The organism is Chryseobacterium sp. GQ58, assembly GCF_059758895.1.
In genome coordinates this window covers 442,916-462,719 of the sequence record NZ_JCAXEH010000001.1, presented here as the reverse complement: position 1 = coordinate 462,719, position 19,804 = coordinate 442,916, and the positions used below count along the sequence as shown (strand labels likewise).

General features: G+C 35.5%; 21 protein-coding genes. 19 read left to right on the top strand and 2 right to left on the bottom strand.

All coding sequences use genetic code 11. The features are described 5' to 3' along the window. Positions 1-18 precede the first annotated feature (18 nt). The 10 genes from nrfD to ypfJ all read left to right on the top strand — a co-directional run bounded on the left by nrfD (position 19) and on the right by ypfJ (position 9,119). Positions 19-1,416, top strand: coding sequence for an NrfD/PsrC family molybdoenzyme membrane anchor subunit (nrfD, locus tag AC6CHK_RS02205; RefSeq protein ID WP_498093127.1), 1,398 nt, complete (start codon positions 19-21; stop codon positions 1,414-1,416). Then, positions 1,403-1,924, top strand: coding sequence for a DUF3341 domain-containing protein (locus AC6CHK_RS02200; RefSeq protein WP_498093126.1), 522 nt, complete (start codon positions 1,403-1,405; stop codon positions 1,922-1,924). Before nrfD ends, AC6CHK_RS02200 begins: the two co-directional genes overlap by 14 nt. After that, a complete protein-coding gene (locus tag AC6CHK_RS02195) occupies positions 1,917-2,606 on the top strand; it encodes a c-type cytochrome (RefSeq protein WP_498093124.1) in 690 nt (229 codons plus the stop codon). Before AC6CHK_RS02200 ends, AC6CHK_RS02195 begins: the two co-directional genes overlap by 8 nt. 8 nt (positions 2,607-2,614) lie before the next feature. Beyond that, the gene (locus tag AC6CHK_RS02190) at positions 2,615-3,946 is read left to right on the top strand and encodes a quinol:cytochrome C oxidoreductase (protein ID WP_498093122.1); all 1,332 of its coding nucleotides are present in this window, start codon (positions 2,615-2,617) and stop codon (positions 3,944-3,946) included. Positions 3,947-4,075: 129 nt separating this feature from the next. Then, on the top strand, positions 4,076-5,092 hold the full coding sequence (locus tag AC6CHK_RS02185) for a hypothetical protein (RefSeq protein WP_498093120.1): 1,017 nt from the start codon (positions 4,076-4,078) through the stop codon (positions 5,090-5,092). 51 nt (positions 5,093-5,143) lie between these two features. Then, positions 5,144-6,319 (top strand): hypothetical protein, encoded by a 1,176-nt coding sequence (locus AC6CHK_RS02180; protein WP_498093118.1) that lies wholly within the window; start codon positions 5,144-5,146, stop codon positions 6,317-6,319. A gap of 3 nt (positions 6,320-6,322) precedes the next feature. Then, positions 6,323-6,859, top strand: coding sequence for an adenine phosphoribosyltransferase (locus AC6CHK_RS02175; protein ID WP_498093116.1), 537 nt, complete (start codon positions 6,323-6,325; stop codon positions 6,857-6,859). A 114-nt stretch (positions 6,860-6,973) separates the two neighbouring features. Further along, the gene (locus AC6CHK_RS02170; RefSeq protein ID WP_498093114.1) at positions 6,974-7,684 is read left to right on the top strand and encodes a YfgM family protein; all 711 of its coding nucleotides are present in this window, start codon (positions 6,974-6,976) and stop codon (positions 7,682-7,684) included. Between the two features lie 4 nt (positions 7,685-7,688). Continuing rightward, the gene (gene ribH / locus AC6CHK_RS02165; RefSeq protein ID WP_498093112.1) at positions 7,689-8,213 is read left to right on the top strand and encodes a 6,7-dimethyl-8-ribityllumazine synthase; all 525 of its coding nucleotides are present in this window, start codon (positions 7,689-7,691) and stop codon (positions 8,211-8,213) included. 51 nt (positions 8,214-8,264) lie between these two features. Then, positions 8,265-9,119, top strand: coding sequence for a KPN_02809 family neutral zinc metallopeptidase (gene ypfJ, locus AC6CHK_RS02160; RefSeq protein WP_498093110.1), 855 nt, complete (start codon positions 8,265-8,267; stop codon positions 9,117-9,119). Positions 9,120-9,156: 37 nt separating this feature from the next. Here the strand turns inward: ypfJ and AC6CHK_RS02155 are convergent, their stop codons facing one another. Then, entirely contained in the window at positions 9,157-9,981 is an 825-nt protein-coding gene (locus tag AC6CHK_RS02155; protein ID WP_498093108.1) for a GLPGLI family protein, read from the bottom strand. A gap of 146 nt (positions 9,982-10,127) precedes the next feature. Here AC6CHK_RS02155 and AC6CHK_RS02150 point away from each other — a divergent pair, with 146 nt between their 5' ends. The 6 genes from AC6CHK_RS02150 to sufD all read left to right on the top strand — a co-directional run bounded on the left by AC6CHK_RS02150 (position 10,128) and on the right by sufD (position 15,108). Beyond that, complete coding sequence (locus AC6CHK_RS02150) at positions 10,128-10,457, top strand: HesB/IscA family protein (RefSeq protein ID WP_498093106.1); 330 nt, start codon at positions 10,128-10,130, stop codon at positions 10,455-10,457. An 81-nt stretch (positions 10,458-10,538) separates the two neighbouring features. After that, the gene (sufB, locus tag AC6CHK_RS02145; protein WP_498093104.1) at positions 10,539-11,987 is read left to right on the top strand and encodes a Fe-S cluster assembly protein SufB; all 1,449 of its coding nucleotides are present in this window, start codon (positions 10,539-10,541) and stop codon (positions 11,985-11,987) included. 132 nt (positions 11,988-12,119) lie between these two features. After that, the gene (locus AC6CHK_RS02140) at positions 12,120-12,500 is read left to right on the top strand and encodes a GxxExxY protein (protein WP_498093102.1); all 381 of its coding nucleotides are present in this window, start codon (positions 12,120-12,122) and stop codon (positions 12,498-12,500) included. A gap of 98 nt (positions 12,501-12,598) precedes the next feature. After that, positions 12,599-13,342, top strand: a complete 744-nt coding sequence (gene sufC, locus AC6CHK_RS02135; protein ID WP_498093100.1) for a Fe-S cluster assembly ATPase SufC — start codon at positions 12,599-12,601, stop codon at positions 13,340-13,342. Positions 13,343-13,372: 30 nt separating this feature from the next. Continuing rightward, positions 13,373-13,765, top strand: a complete 393-nt coding sequence (locus tag AC6CHK_RS02130) for a four helix bundle protein (protein ID WP_498093099.1) — start codon at positions 13,373-13,375, stop codon at positions 13,763-13,765. A gap of 35 nt (positions 13,766-13,800) precedes the next feature. Beyond that, complete coding sequence (gene sufD, locus AC6CHK_RS02125) at positions 13,801-15,108, top strand: Fe-S cluster assembly protein SufD (protein WP_498093097.1); 1,308 nt, start codon at positions 13,801-13,803, stop codon at positions 15,106-15,108. Positions 15,109-15,182: 74 nt separating this feature from the next. On the opposite strand, the gene AC6CHK_RS02120 is transcribed toward sufD, so the two are convergent. Then, positions 15,183-16,115, bottom strand: coding sequence for a DUF3078 domain-containing protein (locus AC6CHK_RS02120; RefSeq protein ID WP_498093095.1), 933 nt, complete (start codon positions 16,113-16,115; stop codon positions 15,183-15,185). Positions 16,116-16,331: 216 nt separating this feature from the next. Between AC6CHK_RS02120 and AC6CHK_RS02115 the strand changes: the two genes are divergently transcribed. The 3 genes from AC6CHK_RS02115 to gdhA all read left to right on the top strand — a co-directional run bounded on the left by AC6CHK_RS02115 (position 16,332) and on the right by gdhA (position 19,792). Continuing rightward, positions 16,332-17,099, top strand: coding sequence for a rhomboid family intramembrane serine protease (locus tag AC6CHK_RS02115; RefSeq protein WP_498093093.1), 768 nt, complete (start codon positions 16,332-16,334; stop codon positions 17,097-17,099). Between the two features lie 35 nt (positions 17,100-17,134). After that, positions 17,135-18,244: a DNA-processing protein DprA gene (gene dprA / locus AC6CHK_RS02110; protein WP_498093091.1), complete on the top strand. Its 1,110-nt coding sequence runs from the start codon at positions 17,135-17,137 to the stop codon at positions 18,242-18,244. A gap of 189 nt (positions 18,245-18,433) precedes the next feature. Then, positions 18,434-19,792, top strand: coding sequence for an NADP-specific glutamate dehydrogenase (gene gdhA / locus AC6CHK_RS02105; protein ID WP_498093089.1), 1,359 nt, complete (start codon positions 18,434-18,436; stop codon positions 19,790-19,792). The last annotated feature ends 12 nt before the right edge of the window (positions 19,793-19,804 follow it).

The window sequence follows — 19,804 nt, the reverse complement described above, 5'->3', positions numbered from 1 at the left end:
ATAATAAATAGGTAAAAAATGTCAGGACATTACGAAGCTCCGATAAGGGAACCTCTGATTATTGGTCACAAAACTTATCACGATATCACAGAAGATATTGCACGACCTATCGAAGAAAGAGCAGGAAAACTATGGTGGATATCACTATACGCAGCCTTAGTTCTTTTCATCTATGGATTCGGCTGTATCGCCTACACTATCGGAACAGGTATTGGAGCATGGGGGCTTAACAGAACTATTAACTGGGGTTGGGATATTACCAACTTCGTATGGTGGGTAGGTATCGGTCACGCCGGAACACTTATCTCCGCAGTATTATTATTATTTAGACAACGTTGGAGAATGTCTGTAAACCGTTCTGCGGAAGCGATGACGATCTTCGCAGTTGTACAGGCAGCAATCTTCCCGGTGATTCACATGGGTAGAGTTTGGGTAGGATATTGGGTATTCCCTCTTCCTAACCAGTTTGGTTCTCTTTGGGGGAACTTCAACTCTCCTCTACTTTGGGACGTATTTGCAATCTCTACGTATTTCTCAGTATCTACAGTATTCTGGTTTATGGGATTGATTCCTGACTTTGCAATGATCAGAGACAGAGCAAAAACTCCTTGGACAAGAAAAATTTATACATTCCTGGCTTTCGGTTGGGGTGGTAAAGCAAAACACTGGCAGAGATTCGAAGAATTATCTTTGGTTCTTGCAGGTTTGGCTACTCCACTGGTATTCTCGGTACACACTACGGTATCTTTTGACTTTGCTACTTCAGTGATTAAAGGATGGCACTCTACGATCTATCCTCCTTACTTCGTTGCAGGAGCAATCTTCTCAGGATTTGCAATGGTACAAACACTATTGTTAATTGCTAGAAAAGTTTGTCACTTAGAAGATTACATCACAATGTATCATATCGAAATTATGAACATCGTAATCATCTTAACAGGTGGTATGGTAACTGTAGCTTACGGAACAGAATATTTCATCGGATGGTACTCTGGTTCTAGATATGAAGACTTTACTTACCTTTCTCCGGGTGCTGCAACAGGACCTTACTGGTGGGCATTCTGGGCATTGATCACTTGTAATTTGATTATCCCTGCATTATTCTGGTTTAAGAGAATAAGAACAAATATTATTGCAACATTTATTATCGCGTTGATTATCAACATCGGGATGTGGTTCGAGCGTTTTGACATCATCGTTATCAACCTTTCAAGAGATTACTTGCCAGGATCTTGGACGATGTTTAAACCAACCATCATTGATGTAGGTGTATATTTAGGAACAATCGGATTCTTCTCTGTATTATTCTTATTGTACGCAAGAACGTTCCCTGTGATTGCACAGGCCGAATTAAAATCGATTTTGAAAATCTCAGGTGAAACTTATAAAGCAAAAGAAGGAGATGAGCACCACTAAAATTGTATACGGACTTTATGCTGATGACGACGATTTAATGAACGGCGTTAAGGCATTCAACGATAAAGGAATCGCAATAAACGAAGTTTATACTCCATTCCCTGTTCACGGACTTGATAAGGCTTTAGGTTTAAAGAAAACAAGAATTTCTGATGCTGCATTTATTTACGCAATTTATGGCGTCACTATAGGCTCTTTGGTAACTTGGTATGTAATGAATCATGACTGGCCTCAGAATATTGGAGGTAAACCGGCTTTCGATTGGGCACACAACATGCCTGCATTCGTAGTTCCGATGTTTGAATTAATGGTATTCTGTGCAGCTCACATGATGTCTTTGACTTTCTTGGTAAGAAACAAAATGTATCCTGGTGCTCCGGCTCAAAACCCGGATCCTAGAACTACAGATGATAAATTCATGATGGAATTTATTACTGATGATGTAGAATCTGTAAAACAGTTACTTGTAGATACAGGAGTGGAAGAAATAACCGTTAAAGATGCTTAAAATGAAAAGAAATATTTTAAAAATTACAGCGGTTTTAGGTTTAACTACAGTTTTACTTAATTCTTGCGGACCAAACGAAAATGCACCTTTAGTATATTTCCCGGATATGTACTTTCCGGTTGCCTACGATCCGTTGATGAAAGCTCAGGATGCATATTCCGATCATGAAAATGAAATCCCTGCATTTGTAGGACGTAATGGCGCTACAGGTCTTGCCCCGGTGGAAGGCTCTGTTGCTCAAAATAAAGACGGAATTCTTGCACAAGGCATTCTTCCAAAAACTCCGGAAGCATATAACGCAGGCTACGACGCTTCAAAATCTGTTACAGCTTCTCCTTTAAATCCAGCTAATGCTGCGAAAGATATAGAAAGAGGTAAAATATTATTTGATCGTACTTGTGCTGCATGCCACGGAACTGGAGGCGACGGACAAGGGCCAATCGTTCAAAGCGGAGCATATTCTGGTGTGCCAAATTATGCAGACAGAGAAATTACTGTAGGTTCTGTTCATTATGTATTAACTAACGGTAGAAACGCAATGGGTTCTTATGCAGGTCAGCTAAATCCCGGAGACAGATGGAGAGTTGCAATGTATGTGATGAATGCTTTCAAAAAAGGCGCAGCACCGGCAGCAGCTTCAGCTACAGCAGCAAAAACAGATTCTACCGCAACTAAAAAATAACAAAAGAAATGTATAGTTTTTCACCAAAATTAAAATCAACTTCTATAATACTTCTTGTTGTAGGTTTAGTTCTATTTGGGATTGGTTATTTTATGAATCATGGAATAACTACTGAAAAGATTGAACATATGATGGAAGCAGTTCATTCTTCCGGTCACGATGCACCTACTCACTCTAGTGAAATGGTAGGGCCACAGGATCATGCTTCACATTTGGAACATGCAACTATGCAGATCCACAATCAGCCTTTGGCATCTTTACATTTCGTAGCGGTATTTTTCTTCGGAGTAAGCTGTGCAGTTTTATTTTTCTACTGTATTCAGCATGCAGCTCACGCAGGATGGCCAATTATCATTACAAGAGTAATGGAGGCTATTGCTTCTTATATCCCTTGGGGTGGTGCTATTCTGATTATTTTAATGATATTAAATATCACTCACAACGGCCACTTATTCCATTGGATGGATCCTGAATTGACAGATCCAAATTCTGCTCATTTTGATGTGATCTTATTTGAAAAGAAGAGATTTTTAAATATTCCTTTCTACGCAATAAGAACAATAATTTATGTTGCAGGAGCATCTTTCTTCGCTTGGAAACTAAAAGCGCAGTCTAAAAAAGTAGACGATACAAAATCTAAAGTAGATTATCAAATGCTTTACAGATGGGCTGTAGGTTATATCGCATTCTTCGGGTTTGCTTCAGCAGCTTGGGCTTGGGATTGGTTGATGTCTATTGACCCACACTGGTATTCTACAATGTATATCTGGTATTCAATGGTTAGCTGCCTTTCAAGTGGTATCGCGGTAATTATTTTACTAAGTGTATATCTTAAGAAAAACGGATTTTTACCACAATTCAATGATAATCACTTGCACGATTTAGGAGTATTCCTTTTCGCTACAAGTATGCTTTGGACCTACACATGGTTTGCACAGTTTATGTTGTATTGGTATGCAAACGTGCCGGAAGAGGTTAATTACTTCTTTGGAAGATTCCAGCACTATGGTGTAACATTCTTACCAATGTTGATCGTGAACTTCTTGTTGCCTTTATTAGTATTGGTAAGCAGCAGCATCAAGAGAAATTACAAAGTGGTTACTACAATGGCAGTAGTTGTTATCTTCGGTCACCTTTTGGATTATTTCAATATGGTAATGCCGGGAACAGTTGGTCCTTTCTGGAAAACGCCTGAAGTACTTTTATTAGTTGTAGGTTCTATCCTATTTGTATCAGGACTGTTTATCTTTACGGTAATGACTGCATTATCCAAATTAAAATTAATTCCGACAGGTAACCCTTACCTTCACGAATCTGAAATTTATGAATATCCTTTCTAAGGATTCGTAACAAAATAAAATAATAAAAGACTGATTATAATAATCGGTCTTTTTTTGTTTTTAAGGCAACTATTTTAAAGTTTTGCTGTCTTATTAATAGAGAAATTTAAACTAATCAAAAAATTAACCATGAAAAAAACTAATGTCCTTATTCTGCTTTTACTTGTGTTGTTCAACTTTTTCAATGCACAGACTATTACTTTCATTTCAGAAAAAACAAATAAGCCGCTTCCAAAGGTTTCTGTTTTCGGAAACGACGGCAGCATTGTCGCCTATTCTGATATTGATGGCAAAATAGACAAAGAATCATTAAATCCGTCACAGGAAAAGTTTCAGCTTGTTTATGATAACTTTTTGCTGGCGACACTTTCTTATGCAGAAATCAACAAAGATGTTGTAAAGCTCAGCGACAGGATAAAAGAAATCGAAACGGTAACTATTAAAAACAACAAACCTGCAAAATATATTTTTGTTAAAGGAAATTTCAATACGTATGTCACCATCAATAATAAGCTTAATTGCTATGCTGACGGAATTATAACTTACATTTTCGACAACAAAACAAAAAAACTCAAAAGTACCAATGTTGAGCAATATCGAATCTATAGGCTGGAAAATGCAAAAAATGAAAAAAAAGAAACAGGATCTTGGGATTACAACTCTTTTCTTGAGCTTCCCAAACTAAAAAATGTAGGAAATATTGAAGATTTCAAACAAAAAAATACAAAACTGAAAGAACTCAAAGGAAACAGTAAAGACGAGATCGAAATCACAGGAGAAGCGTTGCAACAAAAGGAGTTGGCACTTTTCGGTTATCGTTTGTATGATATTAAAGGAATTCTGAATGTATCTTATGAAAAAGATTCTAAAAAAGACATTCGTGATTTTCTTGAGTATAACGAAATAAAAATGATAAAGCTGAAACATAAAACCGAGCCGGATTATACACAGGTAAAAACATATACTAATTTCTATCCTACAGAATTGGATTTCAGTGATAATAATGACATCGAAAAAGTAAAATTCTCTTCCAATAACAGCAATTACACAACAACATTCTGGAAAGATTCTTCATTTCCGAACATGCAAAGTATTTTCAGCTCGTTTTTCAAAGAAGATTTGAAAGAAAAAGAAAACAAAAAATAAAAAATCTGTATTACTAAAGGTTTTACTAAATTTGCAACAAACCATTAAAAAATGAAAAAGCTTACTTTTATTTTACTTTTTAGTTTGCTGCTTTTTACGGCCTGTAAAAAAGATCATGTTGATGCAACCACTACACAGACTTTGCAGTCGAGCATTAATGATATGGCCTCAAGTCTTCCCACAATTAAACAGATTAAATTTAATGAAGCTCTATATATTTTAAAAACATTCGGTGTTGAAGCCGAAGGCGATGTGAATGAGCTAAAAGCTTTGGGACAATTAATTAACGGAAAAAAAGTTCCTGAAATACTGTCAATGGCAGATCAGGTTGCTCAGCAAAACGGTATCGAATGGGCAAGTACAGCTCCGCCATCATTAGGAGAAATGAATATTTTTGGCGACGAAAAAGCCAAAGAAAGTGATCCGAATGATATAAAAGCAAGCTCTTTAAGTATCATAACAAGACCTTCAGGTGATACCGGAAGTGGGCCGACTTCGCTTCAGATTATTCCGAGATTGGTAGATAATGCAGAGAAGCCAATTTCTTTCAACAGTGCTGCTTTAGAAACAACTTTGGAAGTTTTCAGTAACGGCGTAAGGCTATTAACTTCAAAAAACCTGATGCAGGATAATAATTTCAGAGGTTTTACATTAAAATATTCATCTTTATTGGCTTCAAAAATTGTTGACAATAAAATAGACATTACCGTTTCCGTAAAAACAACGGCAAAAACTTTTAAAATGTCTAAAATCGGGATTGATGTAAATCCTTCTGCACTGAAAGTTCCTGAAGTTCCTAAAATTGATTCAACGTCTGTAATTGAAGATCCGAATGCAGTTATTAATCCGAATAATCCTACAGGAACAATACCAGGAACAACTGATCCGAATGCACAGCCAAAACAACCTGCTGATCCCAAAAATACGGTAAGCAAATTTTTAAATAATGTAAGTTCTCAAAACTTAAAAGCTGCATACGATGCATCAAGCAATCCAAATTGGGGAAGTTATGAATCATTCTCAAATCCTACATCTGGTTTTGGAGCAGTGAAAAATGTAAGCGTAAAAAATATTACAACCAATGCATCAAATCCAAATCTTGCAAGTGTAAATGCAACTTATGATGTTACAGATAAAAACGGCAGAACAACATCTCTGAAAGCCACATTTGGACTTAAAAACGTAAACGGAGAATGGAAAATTTCAAGCTACAAGATAAACCCCTAAAAAATGGCTTCGCAGGAACTGATCAATAAACTAGAAAATACCATTGAAAATATCGCAGACTTTCCGATTTCAGGAATACAGTTTAAAGATATTTCACCAATTTTTTTAGATCCGAAATTGTACGAAGAAGTCATTGATGATTTAGTACAATTCAGTAAAGGAAAAATAGATGCTGTTTGCGGAATTGAAAGTCGCGGCTATCTTTTTGGGATCGCAATCGCAGTGGCATTGGACGTTCCGTTTATTTTAATAAGAAAAAAAGGGAAACTTCCACCACCTATTGTTTCAGAAAAATATGATCTGGAATATGGAAGCGCCGAAATCGAAACCCGCGAAGGACAGATCAAAAAAGGTCAGAGAATTTTAATTCACGATGATCTTCTGGCAACAGGCGGAACTACAGAAGCAGCAGCCAAATTAGTAGAAAAACAAGGTGCAAAAGTAGTTCAGTTTAGTTTTTTAATTGGCTTAAAAAGCTTAAACGGTGACGAAAAACTGAAGAAATTCAATGCAGAAATTTATCATACTTTAGAATATTAAGATTAAAAAAATACATTTAGACTAAAGAATTTATAATTAGTTTAATAATACCATCAAAGTATTTTGTAAATCATTCAGAAACAATTAAATTTGCAATTCAATTTTTAAGAATTTATGGCAAAATTGGGAAAAAAGGCTCAACAAGAGCAAGAAGGTAAAGAAACGGTGGAATTCTTTAAAGACCTCGACAGAGAAGCTTTAAACACAGAAAGATTCCTTGAAAAATATCAAAAACCATTAAGCATTGCTTTTGGAGTTTTAGTTTTGGGAGTTTTAGGCTTTTTCGGATACCAGCAGTTTGTGGTGGCTCCAAAAAACGAAGAAGCTATGAAAACATATCTGGCTGCACAGAAAAACCTTGCAGAAGGAAAAGAAAAAGAAGCTTTAGGTGGAAAATCTGCTGCTAATCCCGGTTTTTTAGGCACTTACAACGAGTTTTCTTCAACAGACATCGGTAAACTGGCAGCATATAATGCAGGTTTATTGAAGTTTAAAGAAGGAAAATTTCAGGAAGCTTTTGATCTTTTAGATAAATTTTCATCTGATAATAAAACATTGATGGCCATGAAATATGGTGCAATGGCTGATGCAAAATCGGGTCTTAATAAAAACGAAGAAGCTTTGGCATTATTGGATAAAGCAGCTTCTGCTTCTGATGATCCTTATACGACTTATTATTTCACTAGAAAAGCAGGTATTTTAGCTTTAGGAATGAAGAAAAATGCTGAGGCTAAAAAATATTTTGCAACGATTGACGAAAAATATCAGGACTACGACAACGGAATGTCTGATGCATATATTGAAATGGCTAAATATTTAAACTAAGAACATGGCAACAGTTAATCTTTCAGATTACAAGCCACTTAATATAACCAATGCCGAAGATTTTTCTATCGGCATTGTTTTTTCTGAGTGGAATGACTTTGTAACCTACAATCTTCGTGATGCAGCTCTGGAAATCCTTGAAAAAGAAGGTGTAAAATCTGAAAACATCAGATTATTTCCCGTTCCCGGCGCTTTTGAATTAAATTATGCAAGCATGCAGCTTTGCAAAGAACGTAAATATGATGCCATAATCGCAATTGGCTGTGTAATAAGAGGTGAAACTCCGCATTTTGATTTTGTATGCTCGGCAGTTGCTCAGGGAATTAAAGACTGTAATATTTTAACAGACACACCAACAATTTTTTGCGTATTGACAGACGACACAAAAGAGCAATCTATTGCAAGAAGCGGCGGTGACCTTGGGAACAAAGGTGTAGAAGCAGCCGTGACAGCTTTAAACATGATTAAATTTAAAAGAGGTCTTTCCGGCAGAAAAGGAAATATCGGTTTTGGAAATTCTCAGGTCTAAATGATTTCCGTATAAAGAATATTTTTAACTTTACCTGTAAAATTATTTATTATGAAATGGACAGAAGACAGAAGCGGAAACGTTGATGACAGAAGAGGATCCGGTGGTGGAGGCGCAATTGTAGGCGGAGGATTGGGAACCTTGATTATTGCTGCCATCGTATTTTTCCTTGGTGGTGATCCTTCGGCAATACTTTCTTCAGGCGGAAATTCTGCTCCTCAGACAGAGCAGAGACAACTCAACCAAAATGAGCTGCAAGTTGGTGAATTTATCAAAATGATCACCGCAGAAAATGAAGAAACCTGGACTAAAATTTTCGCAGAAAACGGAATGCAATATCAGCCAGCAACTGTAGTTTTATTTAAAACGGCTACGCAATCTGGTTGTGGAACCGCACAAGCAGCAATGGGACCTTTTTATTGCCCGGCAGATCAATCTGTTTATATGGATATGAGTTTTTTTAATGAACTTCAGAATCAATTTGGGGCTAAAGTGACAGAATTTACGATTGCTTATGTAATGGCTCACGAAATGGGACACCATGTTCAGAATCTTTTAGGAACTTTAGATAAAACAGATCAGTTGAGACGAAGCGGAAGGTATTCGGAAGCTGAACTCAATAAAGTCTCTGTAGCTACAGAACTTCAGGCCGATTTTTATGCTGGTCTTTGGTCAAGATATACAGGCGACAGGGAAAAATCTTTTATTGAGCCGGGCGATCTTGAATCTGCAGTAAATGCTGCCGCGGCAGTTGGTGACGACAATATTCAGAAAAGATCACAAGGATATGTAAATCAAGAAAGCTTTACACACGGCTCATCGGCGCAACGTCAGGAATGGTTTATGAAAGGATATAATTCCGGTGACATCAGACAGGGAGATACCTTTAATCAACTTTTAAAATAAAAAAAGGTCTGAAGATAATTTCTTCAGACCTTTTTTATTATTTCAGTTCAATAGGATTGCTGTTTTTCTTTACTTCTTCTTTTGCCCTCTCTTCCATTCTTTTTCTCATGTCGGCAGGATTTGAATTGTTGCTTCTTGGACTCGCTATTCTTCCGCCTCCGCCTTGATTCATAAAAGACATCGGGTCTGTTTTGAATTTTTCCTGTTGTTTTACGAAATCGTTTCTTTTTACTTTCATTACGGTTCCAAATTGTCTCATTTCAGGAAAATCGTCAATTTTGTAGTTTTTCATTAAATCAAAAGAATAATCACTTTCAGAATCTTCAATTTTTACAATTAAACCGGGAAGTCCTGTGAATTTATACGGTCCGTCCTGATACGGAAGATCAGTTGTAAACCATGCAATCCACTTCCTTCCACCAAAGTCTGTTTCTGCTTTCTGTACTTTATAATCTCCAATTTTTGTGGTTTCAGAGCTTATTTTCCAGTTTATTGGTCGATCTTCTTCATAAGTATAATTGTCTCTTCCTATTCTGTCTTTAAAATAGGTTTTTTGATTTTTCTTGTCTTTTTCTACGGAATAGTTGATGCTTGACCGGAGATTTTCAATCTGATCTCGGTTGATACTGCTTCTTCCGCCACCACTTTGAAAAGCTTTTCTCATAATAGAATCTCTTTTGATTCTGTTTTCAGAATAAAATAACGATTTTTCGGCTGAAATATCTAAATAAGCATTCTCTGTTTTCACATCATTTTTATCATTTGCGTCAGGCTTCATGGTTACCTGATACACAAATCTGTTGGTTTGCGCAAAAGCAGTCTGCATAAATAGCATAAACGCAATAATCCCTATTTTTTTCATTTTCTCCTGATTTATAGTTTTGATTTTAAAACATTGACAAAGTTAAACTTATCAATAATAAAAATAGTTAAAAATAAAAATCCTAATTTTTATATACTGATTATTGTTCGTATTTTTGCATCATTAAATCAGTCTAAATAAATACAATGATAAAGGTTTCAGATCATGCAAAGGAAAAAGCCATTCAACTGATGACAGAAGATGGTTTTGATCCGGCAGAAGATTATATACGAGTAGGGGTAAAAAGCGGAGGTTGCTCAGGTTTGGAGTATGTTTTAGGTTTTGACAACAAAAAAACAGAATCAGACCAGGTTTTTGAAGACAATAATATAAAAATTGTTGTAGAAAAAAAGTCAATTCTTTATTTAGCGGGCACTATCCTGGAATACTCGGGTGGATTGAATGGGAAAGGATTTGTTTTTAACAATCCTAATGCAGCCAGAACGTGTGGTTGTGGTGAGAGTTTTAGCTTATAATTAGAAGTTAGAAAACTGAGTTTAGAAATTAGCAAAAATTGTTAAGTCTAAACGTAAATCTAACATCTAAAAACTATCAAAATGAGTAAATATACTGAAGACGATTTACGCGTCGATTTAGAAAATAAAAAATACGAGTTCGGCTGGGAAACGGATATCGATTACGAAGATTTCCCAATTGGATTGAATGAGGACATTGTCCGTGCTATTTCTGCTAAAAAAGAAGAGCCGGAATGGATGACAGAATGGCGTTTGGAATCATTTAAAATATGGCTCAAAATGACGGAGCCAACCTGGGCAAACATTAATTATGTGAAACCGGACTTTCAGGCAATCCGTTATTATGCCGCTCCAAAAGTAAAGCCGGAACTGGCAAGTCTGGACGAAGTAGATCCGGAATTGATTGCAACGTTCAAGAAATTAGGAATTAATATCGAAGAACAAAAAAGACTTTCCGGAGTTGCGGTTGATATTGTAATGGATTCCATTTCTGTAAAAACCACATTTCAGGACACTTTAGCAGAAAAAGGAATTATTTTCTGCTCTATTTCAGAAGCGATAAAAAACCATCCTGATCTGGTAAAAAAATACCTTGGAAAAGTAGTTCCGAGAGGTGATAACTTTTATGCAGCACTGAATTCCGCAGTATTTTCTGACGGCAGTTTCTGCTATATTCCAAAAGGCGTAAGATGCCCGATGGAGCTTTCAACATATTTCAGAATAAATCAGGCTGGAACAGGCCAGTTTGAAAGAACTTTGGTAATTGCTGACGAAGGAAGTTATGTATCTTATCTTGAAGGATGTACAGCTCCGTCAAGAGATGAAAATCAGCTTCACGCCGCAGTTGTAGAATTGATTGCTTTAGATAATGCTGAAATTAAATATTCAACCGTTCAAAACTGGTATCCTGGAAATGAAGAAGGAAAAGGAGGTGTTTTCAACTTTGTAACCAAAAGAGGATTGTGCGAAACAAAAGCAAAAATCTCATGGACGCAAGTTGAGACTGGTTCTGCTGTAACCTGGAAATATCCTTCTTGTATCTTAAAAGGTGACGGTTCTATCGGTGAATTCTACTCTATCGCAGTAACCAACAATCATCAATATGCCGATACCGGTACAAAGATGATCCACATCGGAAAGAATACAAAATCAACGATTATTTCTAAAGGAATTTCTGCAGGAAAATCTCAAAACTCATACAGAGGATTAGTAAAAGTAATGCCTTCCGCAAAAGGAGCGAGAAATTTCTCACAATGTGACTCTTTATTGATGGGTAACGAATGCGGTGCGCACACTTTCCCTTACATAGAAATAAAAGATCCAACCGCTCAGCTTGAGCACGAAGCAACTACTTCAAAAATTGGAGAAGATCAGATTTTTTACTGTAACCAAAGAGGAATCGATACCGAAAGAGCAATCGCTTTGATTGTAAACGGTTTCAGTAAGGAAGTTTTAAATAAATTACCAATGGAGTTTGCTATTGAAGCTCAAAAATTATTAGAGATTTCTTTGGAAGGTTCTGTAGGATAATTGTTTTATCGCAAAGTAAAACAAAGATTTTTAACGTTTAAAGCGCTTTAAAGATCAACAAAGGCGCTAAAGCTTAAGAAAGAAATACAATTGGAATTAATTTTCAACCTGTATCTTTGCGAAAAACAACAAATGACAGAAAATGAAATTTCAAAGATTGTATTTGAAAGTGGATTAAAAATTCATAGAAAATTAGGAACAGGATTATTTGAGAACATTTATGAAGAATGCCTATTCTATGAATTACAAAAAACAGGAGTAGCCGTTGAAAGACAAAAGTTCTTGAATATCCAATATGAAGAACTGATTTTAGAAAGAGCTTTTAAAATGGATTTGTTGATTGAAAATAAAGTTGTCTTAGAAATAAAATCAGTTGAAAGCTTAAATAATTTTCATACTTCTCAGTTAAAAAATTACTTAAGATTAGGAAATTATAAATTGGGAATGCTAATGAATTTCAATTCTCAATTATTTAAAAATGGTGTTAAAAGAATTGCAAACGGTTTAGACTAATTGTATTTCGAAAATAAGTGAAACGCCATTGTATAACTTAAAAAATATACGCAATTAAATTAAACTTGTTTAACCTTGCGATAAATTATAACAACAGAATGTTAAAAATTAAAAACTTACATGCCAGAATTGAAGATGGCGCACAAATATTAAAAGGTATTAATCTTGAAATAAAGCCGGGTGAAGTTCATGCTATTATGGGGCCGAACGGAGCCGGAAAATCTACTCTTTCATCAGTAATTGCCGGAAAAGAAGATTACGAAATTACGGAAGGCGAAATAATTTTTCAGGGTGAAAACATCATCGAAGATGCTCCTGAAGAAAGAGCTCACAAAGGGATTTTCCTTTCTTTCCAATATCCTGTTGAAATTCCGGGAGTTTCGGTAACCAACTTCATTAAAGCTGCTTTAAATGAAAACAGAAAAGCAAACGGATTGGAAGATATGTCTGCAAAAGATATGTTGGCAATGATCCGTGAGAAATCTGAAAAGCTGGGAATTAAAAAAGATTTTCTTTCAAGATCACTGAACGAAGGATTTTCCGGAGGTGAAAAGAAGAGAAACGAAATTTTCCAGATGATGATGCTAAATCCTAAATTGGCGATTCTTGACGAAACAGATTCAGGATTGGATATCGATGCATTAAGAATTGTTGCAGACGGTGTCAACCAGTTTAAAAACGACGGAAATGCGGTACTTTTGATTACGCATTACCAAAGATTGCTGAATTATATTGAGCCGGATTATGTACACGTTTTAGCAAACGGAAAAATCATTAAGACAGGTGATAAATCTTTAGCATTAGAGCTTGAAGCAAAAGGCTACGACTGGCTTTTGAATTAGTTTGAAATTTGTGATTTGAGATTTAAAATTATGGCTACGATTACTAATTTTGAGAATCTTGAGATTTGGAAGAAATCTAAAGAATTGTGCCAAAAAATTTTTATTTTATTAATTCAAAATCCAAATTGCAGTCAAAATATTAAAAATCAAATCGACCGTTCATCTGCTTCAGTAATGGATAATATTGCAGAAGGTTTTGAAAGGGAAGGTAATAAGGAATTTATCAATTTTCTATCAATGTCAAAGGGTTCTTGCGGTGAAGTCCGCTCACAACTGGTCAGAGCATTTGATAGAAATTTTATTAACGAAAACGAATTTAATGATTTGAAAAACGATCTTACGGATTTGTCTAAAATGATTTCTGGTTTTATGAAATATTTAAAAAGTATTGATCATAATGGAAATAAGTTTCAGCGTCCTTAATTTCAAATTTCAAATCTAAAATTTCAAATTATATAATGAGTTTAAACGAACAAATTTTAAATAACCATACTGAGTTTCTCAATACACTTCGCCATCGTTTTTTGGATGAAAGCAGAGTTCAGGCTTTAGCAAATTTTGCTGAATTAGGTTTTCCTACCAAAAAAGACGAAGAATATAAATATACAAATATCAAAGAAATAACGGAAAAAGAATATAATTTTTTCCCGAAAGAAGGTCATAATATCACCAAAGAACAGCTGGATCAGCTTCATTTGGGCGAAGAAAATTTTGACTGGATTGTTTTTGTAAATGGTAAACTTCACAAAGAACTTTCAAATATTTCTATCGAAAATACAGAGTTTTTGTCTTTCAACTATGCTTTGAATGACGAAAATCACAGAGAAGTTTTTGATAAGTATTTTAACACAATTGCAGCTAAAAATTTAGCTTTTACCAATCTGAATCAGGCTTATTGCAAATACGGATTTTTTCTAAAAGTTCCTAAAAATGTTGTAATAGAAAAGCCTATTCATGTTTTCTATCTCTCTCAAAATCAGGAAGAAAACACTTTCTACAACACAAGAAATTTATTGATTGTAGAAGAAGGAGCAAAAGTAGAAATCATCGAAAGTCATCACAATTTTGACGAAAGTTTCACCTTTACCAATTCTGTGACCGAAATTTTCACTTACCCAAATGCAAAAGCAGATTGGCACAAAGTGCAAAACGATAACGACACTTCTTACATGGTAGATCATACGTTTGCCAGACAGGAAAGAGACAGTTTGACGACGGTAAATACTTTTACTTTTGGCGGAAAACTCGTTAGAAACAATTTAGATTTCATTCATAACGGAGAAAATATCAATTCTTTTATGAACGGAATTACGATTATCGGGAAAGACCAGCTGGTAGATCATCATACGGCGGTACACCACAACACTCCAAATTGTCAGAGTTATCAGAATTACAAAGGTATTTTTAAAGATAAATCTCACGGAGTTTTCAATGGAAAGGTCTTTGTAAATAAGATTGCCCAAAAAACCAATGCTTATCAACAAAACAATAACGTTCTTTTGAGCGAAGGAGCTACAATCGATACGAAGCCCCAGTTGGAAATTTTCGCAGACGATGTGAAATGTTCTCACGGCTGTACGGTTGGTCAATTGAACAAAGATGCTTTATTTTATTTAAGAGCAAGAGGAATTTCTAAAAAAGAAGCTCAAGCCTTGCTTTTATATGCTTTTGCAAACGATGCAATGCAAAATATCGACATTGAACCATTAAAAGTAAAAATTGAACAACTTTTAGCTGAAAAACTTGAAGTTGGTCTTGAATTTTAATTCTGATTTTATATAAAACAACAAAAGCACTTCTTATCCGAAGTGCTTTTTTATTTCTTTATATATATATTAAATTATTTCTTAAGCCAGGATTGCTGAAACTTTTTATCCGAATGCTTCACACCATTATCAATATTATACGCAAAACCAATTCCTAAAGTCTGTTTCAGCTGTGTTTTTTGAATTTGGTTATGATCATACATGAGATCCAATGTTACAATTGATGAGACAAACCTGTTAATTTTCATGTTTAAAAGCATATTGTATGATAAAACCATGCGATCCGGATGATCGAGGTAATTTGAAAATATAGATCCTGTATTGGTCATTTCAATATTTTCCATCAACTTTATTTTATAAATTGCTGAACCCAGAAAACCGATCTGCATCAGGAAAAAATCTCCATTTTCTTTTAAACCGTAATTTCCTGCTAACTGCAATTCTTTATCGAGCACAAAAGTAAACCTTCCGTTGGCCGGACGCAGTGTTACGGTAAGATTTTCGTTTGGCCTGTAAGTAATACCCATACCGGCATTCACATATCCAGGCGCCATAAAATTTGAAATTTTCTTTGCCGAAGGATTGTTTCCGTCTTCAAAACCACCGGAAAATTGCGACAACAAACTTACTCCGGCTGATGCATACCAACTTTTTGAAAACTGTCTCCCGTAATTCGTTGAAAAATTCAGAACATCTTGTGTTTTTCTTGTTCCTAAACCTTTTGTTGTATTTTGTCCATAATTTAAAATAATAATATTTTCCCAAAGGTTGCGGTCTTTTTCATACGTAAGGTTATAGTTTGCGCTTGCAAGCCACCCAACATTATTGGCTCCACCACCAACCCAGTTTGAAAATGCAGCCTGATTGAACATCACACTATTTTTAGCAATTACAGACCAATGCCTCGGCTTTTTAATCGTGTCAACTGCTGCAGAATCGCTGATGACAACCTGTGCAAAAGAATGTACACTCAGATACATAAAAAGTAAAACGAAAATCTTTTTCATAAATCTCAATTTTTCCAACTGCAAAAATAGGAATATAAAGTTAAACACAAAGTTTACACGTTTTCAGAGGTTTATAATAAAACACTTTACGTCATGATTTTAAAACATGATAATTCCTTAAACCTTACTTTTTGTCCTAAATATTTTAAAAAAAATAAAATCATCGACAATTTTTCCGAAATTTATACTTGGCTTTTGATTTGACAGCATTTATATATGTTTAAAAATGTGATTTACAAAAACGCAATCATCAATCCTCTGCTCATGCTGAGTGCCATGTGGTTGGGATACCTTTTACAGATGAATGGCTTTTTTGGAAGTTGCTTTGGGGCGATCATTCCACTTTTGCCGGAAGGTTTATTGGGAATTGTCACCTCGCCCATTCTTCATGGAAGTATAGATCATATCGTAGGAAACTCTATTCCAATCGCCTTCCTGATGTTCCTTTTGTATCAGTTTTATCCTTTGGTTGCCAATAAAGTTTTTATTTTTGGCTGGATTGCGACAGGACTTTTACTTTGGCTTTTGCCTCCGATAGACATTCTGACTGGCGAATATTTGTATACCTGTACCATCGGAGCGAGCGGTGTGGTGTATGTTCTTGCCTTTTTCCTATTTTTTAGCGGAGTTTTTAAATGGAACATGACGCTTCTTACGATCTCTCTTTTGGTCGTTTTATATTATGGTAGTTTAATTTGGGGAATGTTTCCCGAAGAACTTTTCCATACCCTTCACGAGCCAAGCAAAATATCCTGGCAGGCCCATGTGGCAGGCGCAATTGTAGGAAGTATTCTTGCATTAGTTTTTAAAAATGTGGGTGATAAAAAGAAAAGATTCATCTGGGAATTTCCAAATTATTATAGTGAAAAAGATGATAAGCTTTGGCAGGAATATAAAGACAATCATCCGGATGACTTTTTGGAATTACCTTATAAAAAAAGAGACGATATTTGGGATCATTTGGATGAATTGAGGAAAAAATAAATTCTATTTTATTACATTTGAATAAATAAACACAAATGTATTCTGAAGAACATCTCTATTCCATCGCTTTGCGGGAATGTAATTTTATTGGTGATATTAATTTTTTTAAGCTTGTAAATTCTTTTGGCAGCGCTAAAAATGTTTGGGAAACAGCAAAAAAAGAGCTGAACAAAACAAACGGTATCGGAAAAAAAATAATTTCGGATATCGGTAATGCAGACCATCTGAAATTTGCAGAAAAAGAGCTTAATTTCTGTGAGAAAAACAATATTAAAATCAATTTACGACATCAAAACGACTTACCCTTTTTACTTAATGAATGCGATGATGCACCCGCAATTCTCTACCAAAAAGGAAGCTTTGACAGACAAATGAAAACACTCAGCATTGTTGGCACGAGAAACATCACATCTTACGGAAAAAAATTTATTGAAGACTTTTTTGATGAGGTAAAATCGTACGAGTTCATTTCTGTCAGCGGCTTGGCTTTAGGCGTCGACAAAGAAGTTCATGAGCAATCGCTTAAGCATCAAATTCCGACAATTGGCGTTTTGGCTCACGGCTTTCATACTTTTTATCCTTCAAAAAATAAAACTCTTTCACAAAGAATTATTGAAGAAAACGGAGGCTTGCTTACAGAATTTAATTCATCCCGAAAGCCGGACAGAGAAAATTTCATCCAAAGAAACCGAATCGTTGCGGGAGTTTCTTCTTCCACAATTGTTGTAGAAACGGCTTTTGGCGGCGGCTCAATAAGTACTGCAACCTTTGCCGGCAACTACAACAGAGAAGTTTTTGCTCTTCCCGGGAAAATTTCCGACAAATACAGTCAAGGCTGCAATCACCTTATTTTCCAGAACAAAGCTACCGCAATTTCGACAATAAAAGATTTGCTGGATTTGATAGGATTTACTAAACCGACAGAGAAAATTGACGAACTTTTTCCTTCAAACCAATCAACAATTCAATTGTCTGAAAACCAAGAATTAATATATAAAAACATCAAAGAGAATCCGCATATTTCTTTAGATGATTTAGCAGAAAAAATTGCTCTTCCTCCTTATAAAATTTTACCTGTTATTTTAGAGTTGGAGCTTTTGGGGAAAGTAAAATCGTTTTCCGGGAGACAATTTATTGCAATATGATAATTAACGATTTCTTAATATTTCATTGTTTCATATATAACATTTAATTTTTAATAAACTTTGGTTCATAATTATCAATTTAACAATATTCTGTTCCATTATAATTGAATTTTCAGCAAATATTAAATATGCTATTGTGAATCTTGAAAAAAAAATTAAATTTGTTGACATAATATTCAACCTTACTATATGGAACAATATAATATTGACCAGAAGATTCAGGAGTTTATTGCTAAGATAGAGGCAAAAAACCCTAATGAACCGGAATTTCTACAAGCAGTAAAAGAAGTTGCTGTGACAGTAATTCCTTTTATTTTGACAAGAAAAGAATATACCGGCATGAAGCTGCTTGAGAGAATGGCTGAAGCTGAAAGAATTATTATTTTCAGAGTTCCGTGGGTTGATGACAAAGGAGAAATTCAGGTAAACAGAGGTTTCAGAATTCAGATGAATTCTGCAATTGGGCCTTACAAAGGCGGAATCCGTTTCCACCCGACTGTAAACCTTTCTGTGCTTAAATTTTTGGCTTTCGAACAGGTTTTCAAAAACTCTTTGACAACACTTCCGATGGGCGGTGGAAAAGGAGGTTCAGACTTTGATCCGCAAGGAAAATCTGATATGGAAGTAATGCGTTTCTGCCAGGCTTTCATGACTGAATTGTGCAAACATATTGGTCCTGAAACCGACGTTCCTGCAGGTGACATTGGTGTTGGCGCAAGAGAAATCGGATATTTATTCGGGCAATACAAAAAAATGAGAAACGAGTTTACCGGAGTGCTTACAGGAAAAGGGCTTGCTTACGGAGGTTCGTTGATCCGTCCTGAAGCTACAGGATACGGTGTGGTTTACTTTGCCGAGCAAATGCTTAAAACGATCGGACAAACTTTCAAAGATAAAACGGTAACTGTTTCAGGTTTCGGAAACGTAGCTTGGGGAGTTATCAAAAAAGTATACGAATTGGGAGGAAAAGTAGTAACTATTTCAGGACCAGACGGATATATTTATGATAAAGACGGTATCGACGGAGAAAAAATTGATTATTTATTAGAATTAAGATCTTCAGGAAATAACAGAGCCGAAGATTATGCTAAAAAATATCCTTCAGCAGAATTCCATGCGGGAAAACGTCCTTGGGAAATAAAATGTGACGTGGCAATTCCTTCAGCAACACAAAACGAGCTTGATCTGGAAGATGCTAAATTATTGGTTGAAAACGGTTGTATCTGCGTAACAGAAGCTGCCAATATGCCTTCAACTTTGGAAGCGATAAATTATTTCTTAGAAAATAAAGTATTATTCTCTCCTGGGAAAGCTTCAAATGCGGGTGGTGTAGCAACTTCAGGATTGGAGATGACTCAAAACTCAATCCGTCTAAATTGGACTTCTGAAGAAGTAGATGCAAGATTAAAAGAAATCATGATCGGAATCCACAAAGCGTGCAGAGATTACGGAAAAGAGGAAGACGGCTATGTAAACTATGTGAAAGGTGCCAACATCGCCGGCTTCGTGAAAGTAGCAGAAGCAATGCTTGCTCAAGGTGTAGTATAAAATATAAAGTCG

Coding starts and splice junctions, on each gene's coding strand:
- dprA (WP_498093091.1), top strand. CDS start 17,135: ATGTATTCTGAAGAACATCTCTATTCCATCGCTTTGCGGGAATGTAAT.
- AC6CHK_RS02200 (WP_498093126.1), top strand. CDS start 1,403: ATGAGCACCACTAAAATTGTATACGGACTTTATGCTGATGACGACGAT.
- AC6CHK_RS02120 (WP_498093095.1), bottom strand. CDS start 16,115: ATGAAAAAGATTTTCGTTTTACTTTTTATGTATCTGAGTGTACATTCT.
- AC6CHK_RS02190 (WP_498093122.1), top strand. CDS start 2,615: ATGTATAGTTTTTCACCAAAATTAAAATCAACTTCTATAATACTTCTT.
- AC6CHK_RS02180 (WP_498093118.1), top strand. CDS start 5,144: ATGAAAAAGCTTACTTTTATTTTACTTTTTAGTTTGCTGCTTTTTACG.
- sufB (WP_498093104.1), top strand. CDS start 10,539: ATGAGTAAATATACTGAAGACGATTTACGCGTCGATTTAGAAAATAAA.
- AC6CHK_RS02150 (WP_498093106.1), top strand. CDS start 10,128: ATGATAAAGGTTTCAGATCATGCAAAGGAAAAAGCCATTCAACTGATG.
- AC6CHK_RS02140 (WP_498093102.1), top strand. CDS start 12,120: ATGACAGAAAATGAAATTTCAAAGATTGTATTTGAAAGTGGATTAAAA.
- AC6CHK_RS02155 (WP_498093108.1), bottom strand. CDS start 9,981: ATGAAAAAAATAGGGATTATTGCGTTTATGCTATTTATGCAGACTGCT.
- AC6CHK_RS02115 (WP_498093093.1), top strand. CDS start 16,332: ATGTTTAAAAATGTGATTTACAAAAACGCAATCATCAATCCTCTGCTC.
- AC6CHK_RS02185 (WP_498093120.1), top strand. CDS start 4,076: ATGAAAAAAACTAATGTCCTTATTCTGCTTTTACTTGTGTTGTTCAAC.
- AC6CHK_RS02170 (WP_498093114.1), top strand. CDS start 6,974: ATGGCAAAATTGGGAAAAAAGGCTCAACAAGAGCAAGAAGGTAAAGAA.
- AC6CHK_RS02195 (WP_498093124.1), top strand. CDS start 1,917: ATGCTTAAAATGAAAAGAAATATTTTAAAAATTACAGCGGTTTTAGGT.
- gdhA (WP_498093089.1), top strand. CDS start 18,434: ATGGAACAATATAATATTGACCAGAAGATTCAGGAGTTTATTGCTAAG.
- nrfD (WP_498093127.1), top strand. CDS start 19: ATGTCAGGACATTACGAAGCTCCGATAAGGGAACCTCTGATTATTGGT.
- ribH (WP_498093112.1), top strand. CDS start 7,689: ATGGCAACAGTTAATCTTTCAGATTACAAGCCACTTAATATAACCAAT.
- sufC (WP_498093100.1), top strand. CDS start 12,599: ATGTTAAAAATTAAAAACTTACATGCCAGAATTGAAGATGGCGCACAA.
- ypfJ (WP_498093110.1), top strand. CDS start 8,265: ATGAAATGGACAGAAGACAGAAGCGGAAACGTTGATGACAGAAGAGGA.
- sufD (WP_498093097.1), top strand. CDS start 13,801: ATGAGTTTAAACGAACAAATTTTAAATAACCATACTGAGTTTCTCAAT.
- AC6CHK_RS02130 (WP_498093099.1), top strand. CDS start 13,373: ATGGCTACGATTACTAATTTTGAGAATCTTGAGATTTGGAAGAAATCT.
- AC6CHK_RS02175 (WP_498093116.1), top strand. CDS start 6,323: ATGGCTTCGCAGGAACTGATCAATAAACTAGAAAATACCATTGAAAAT.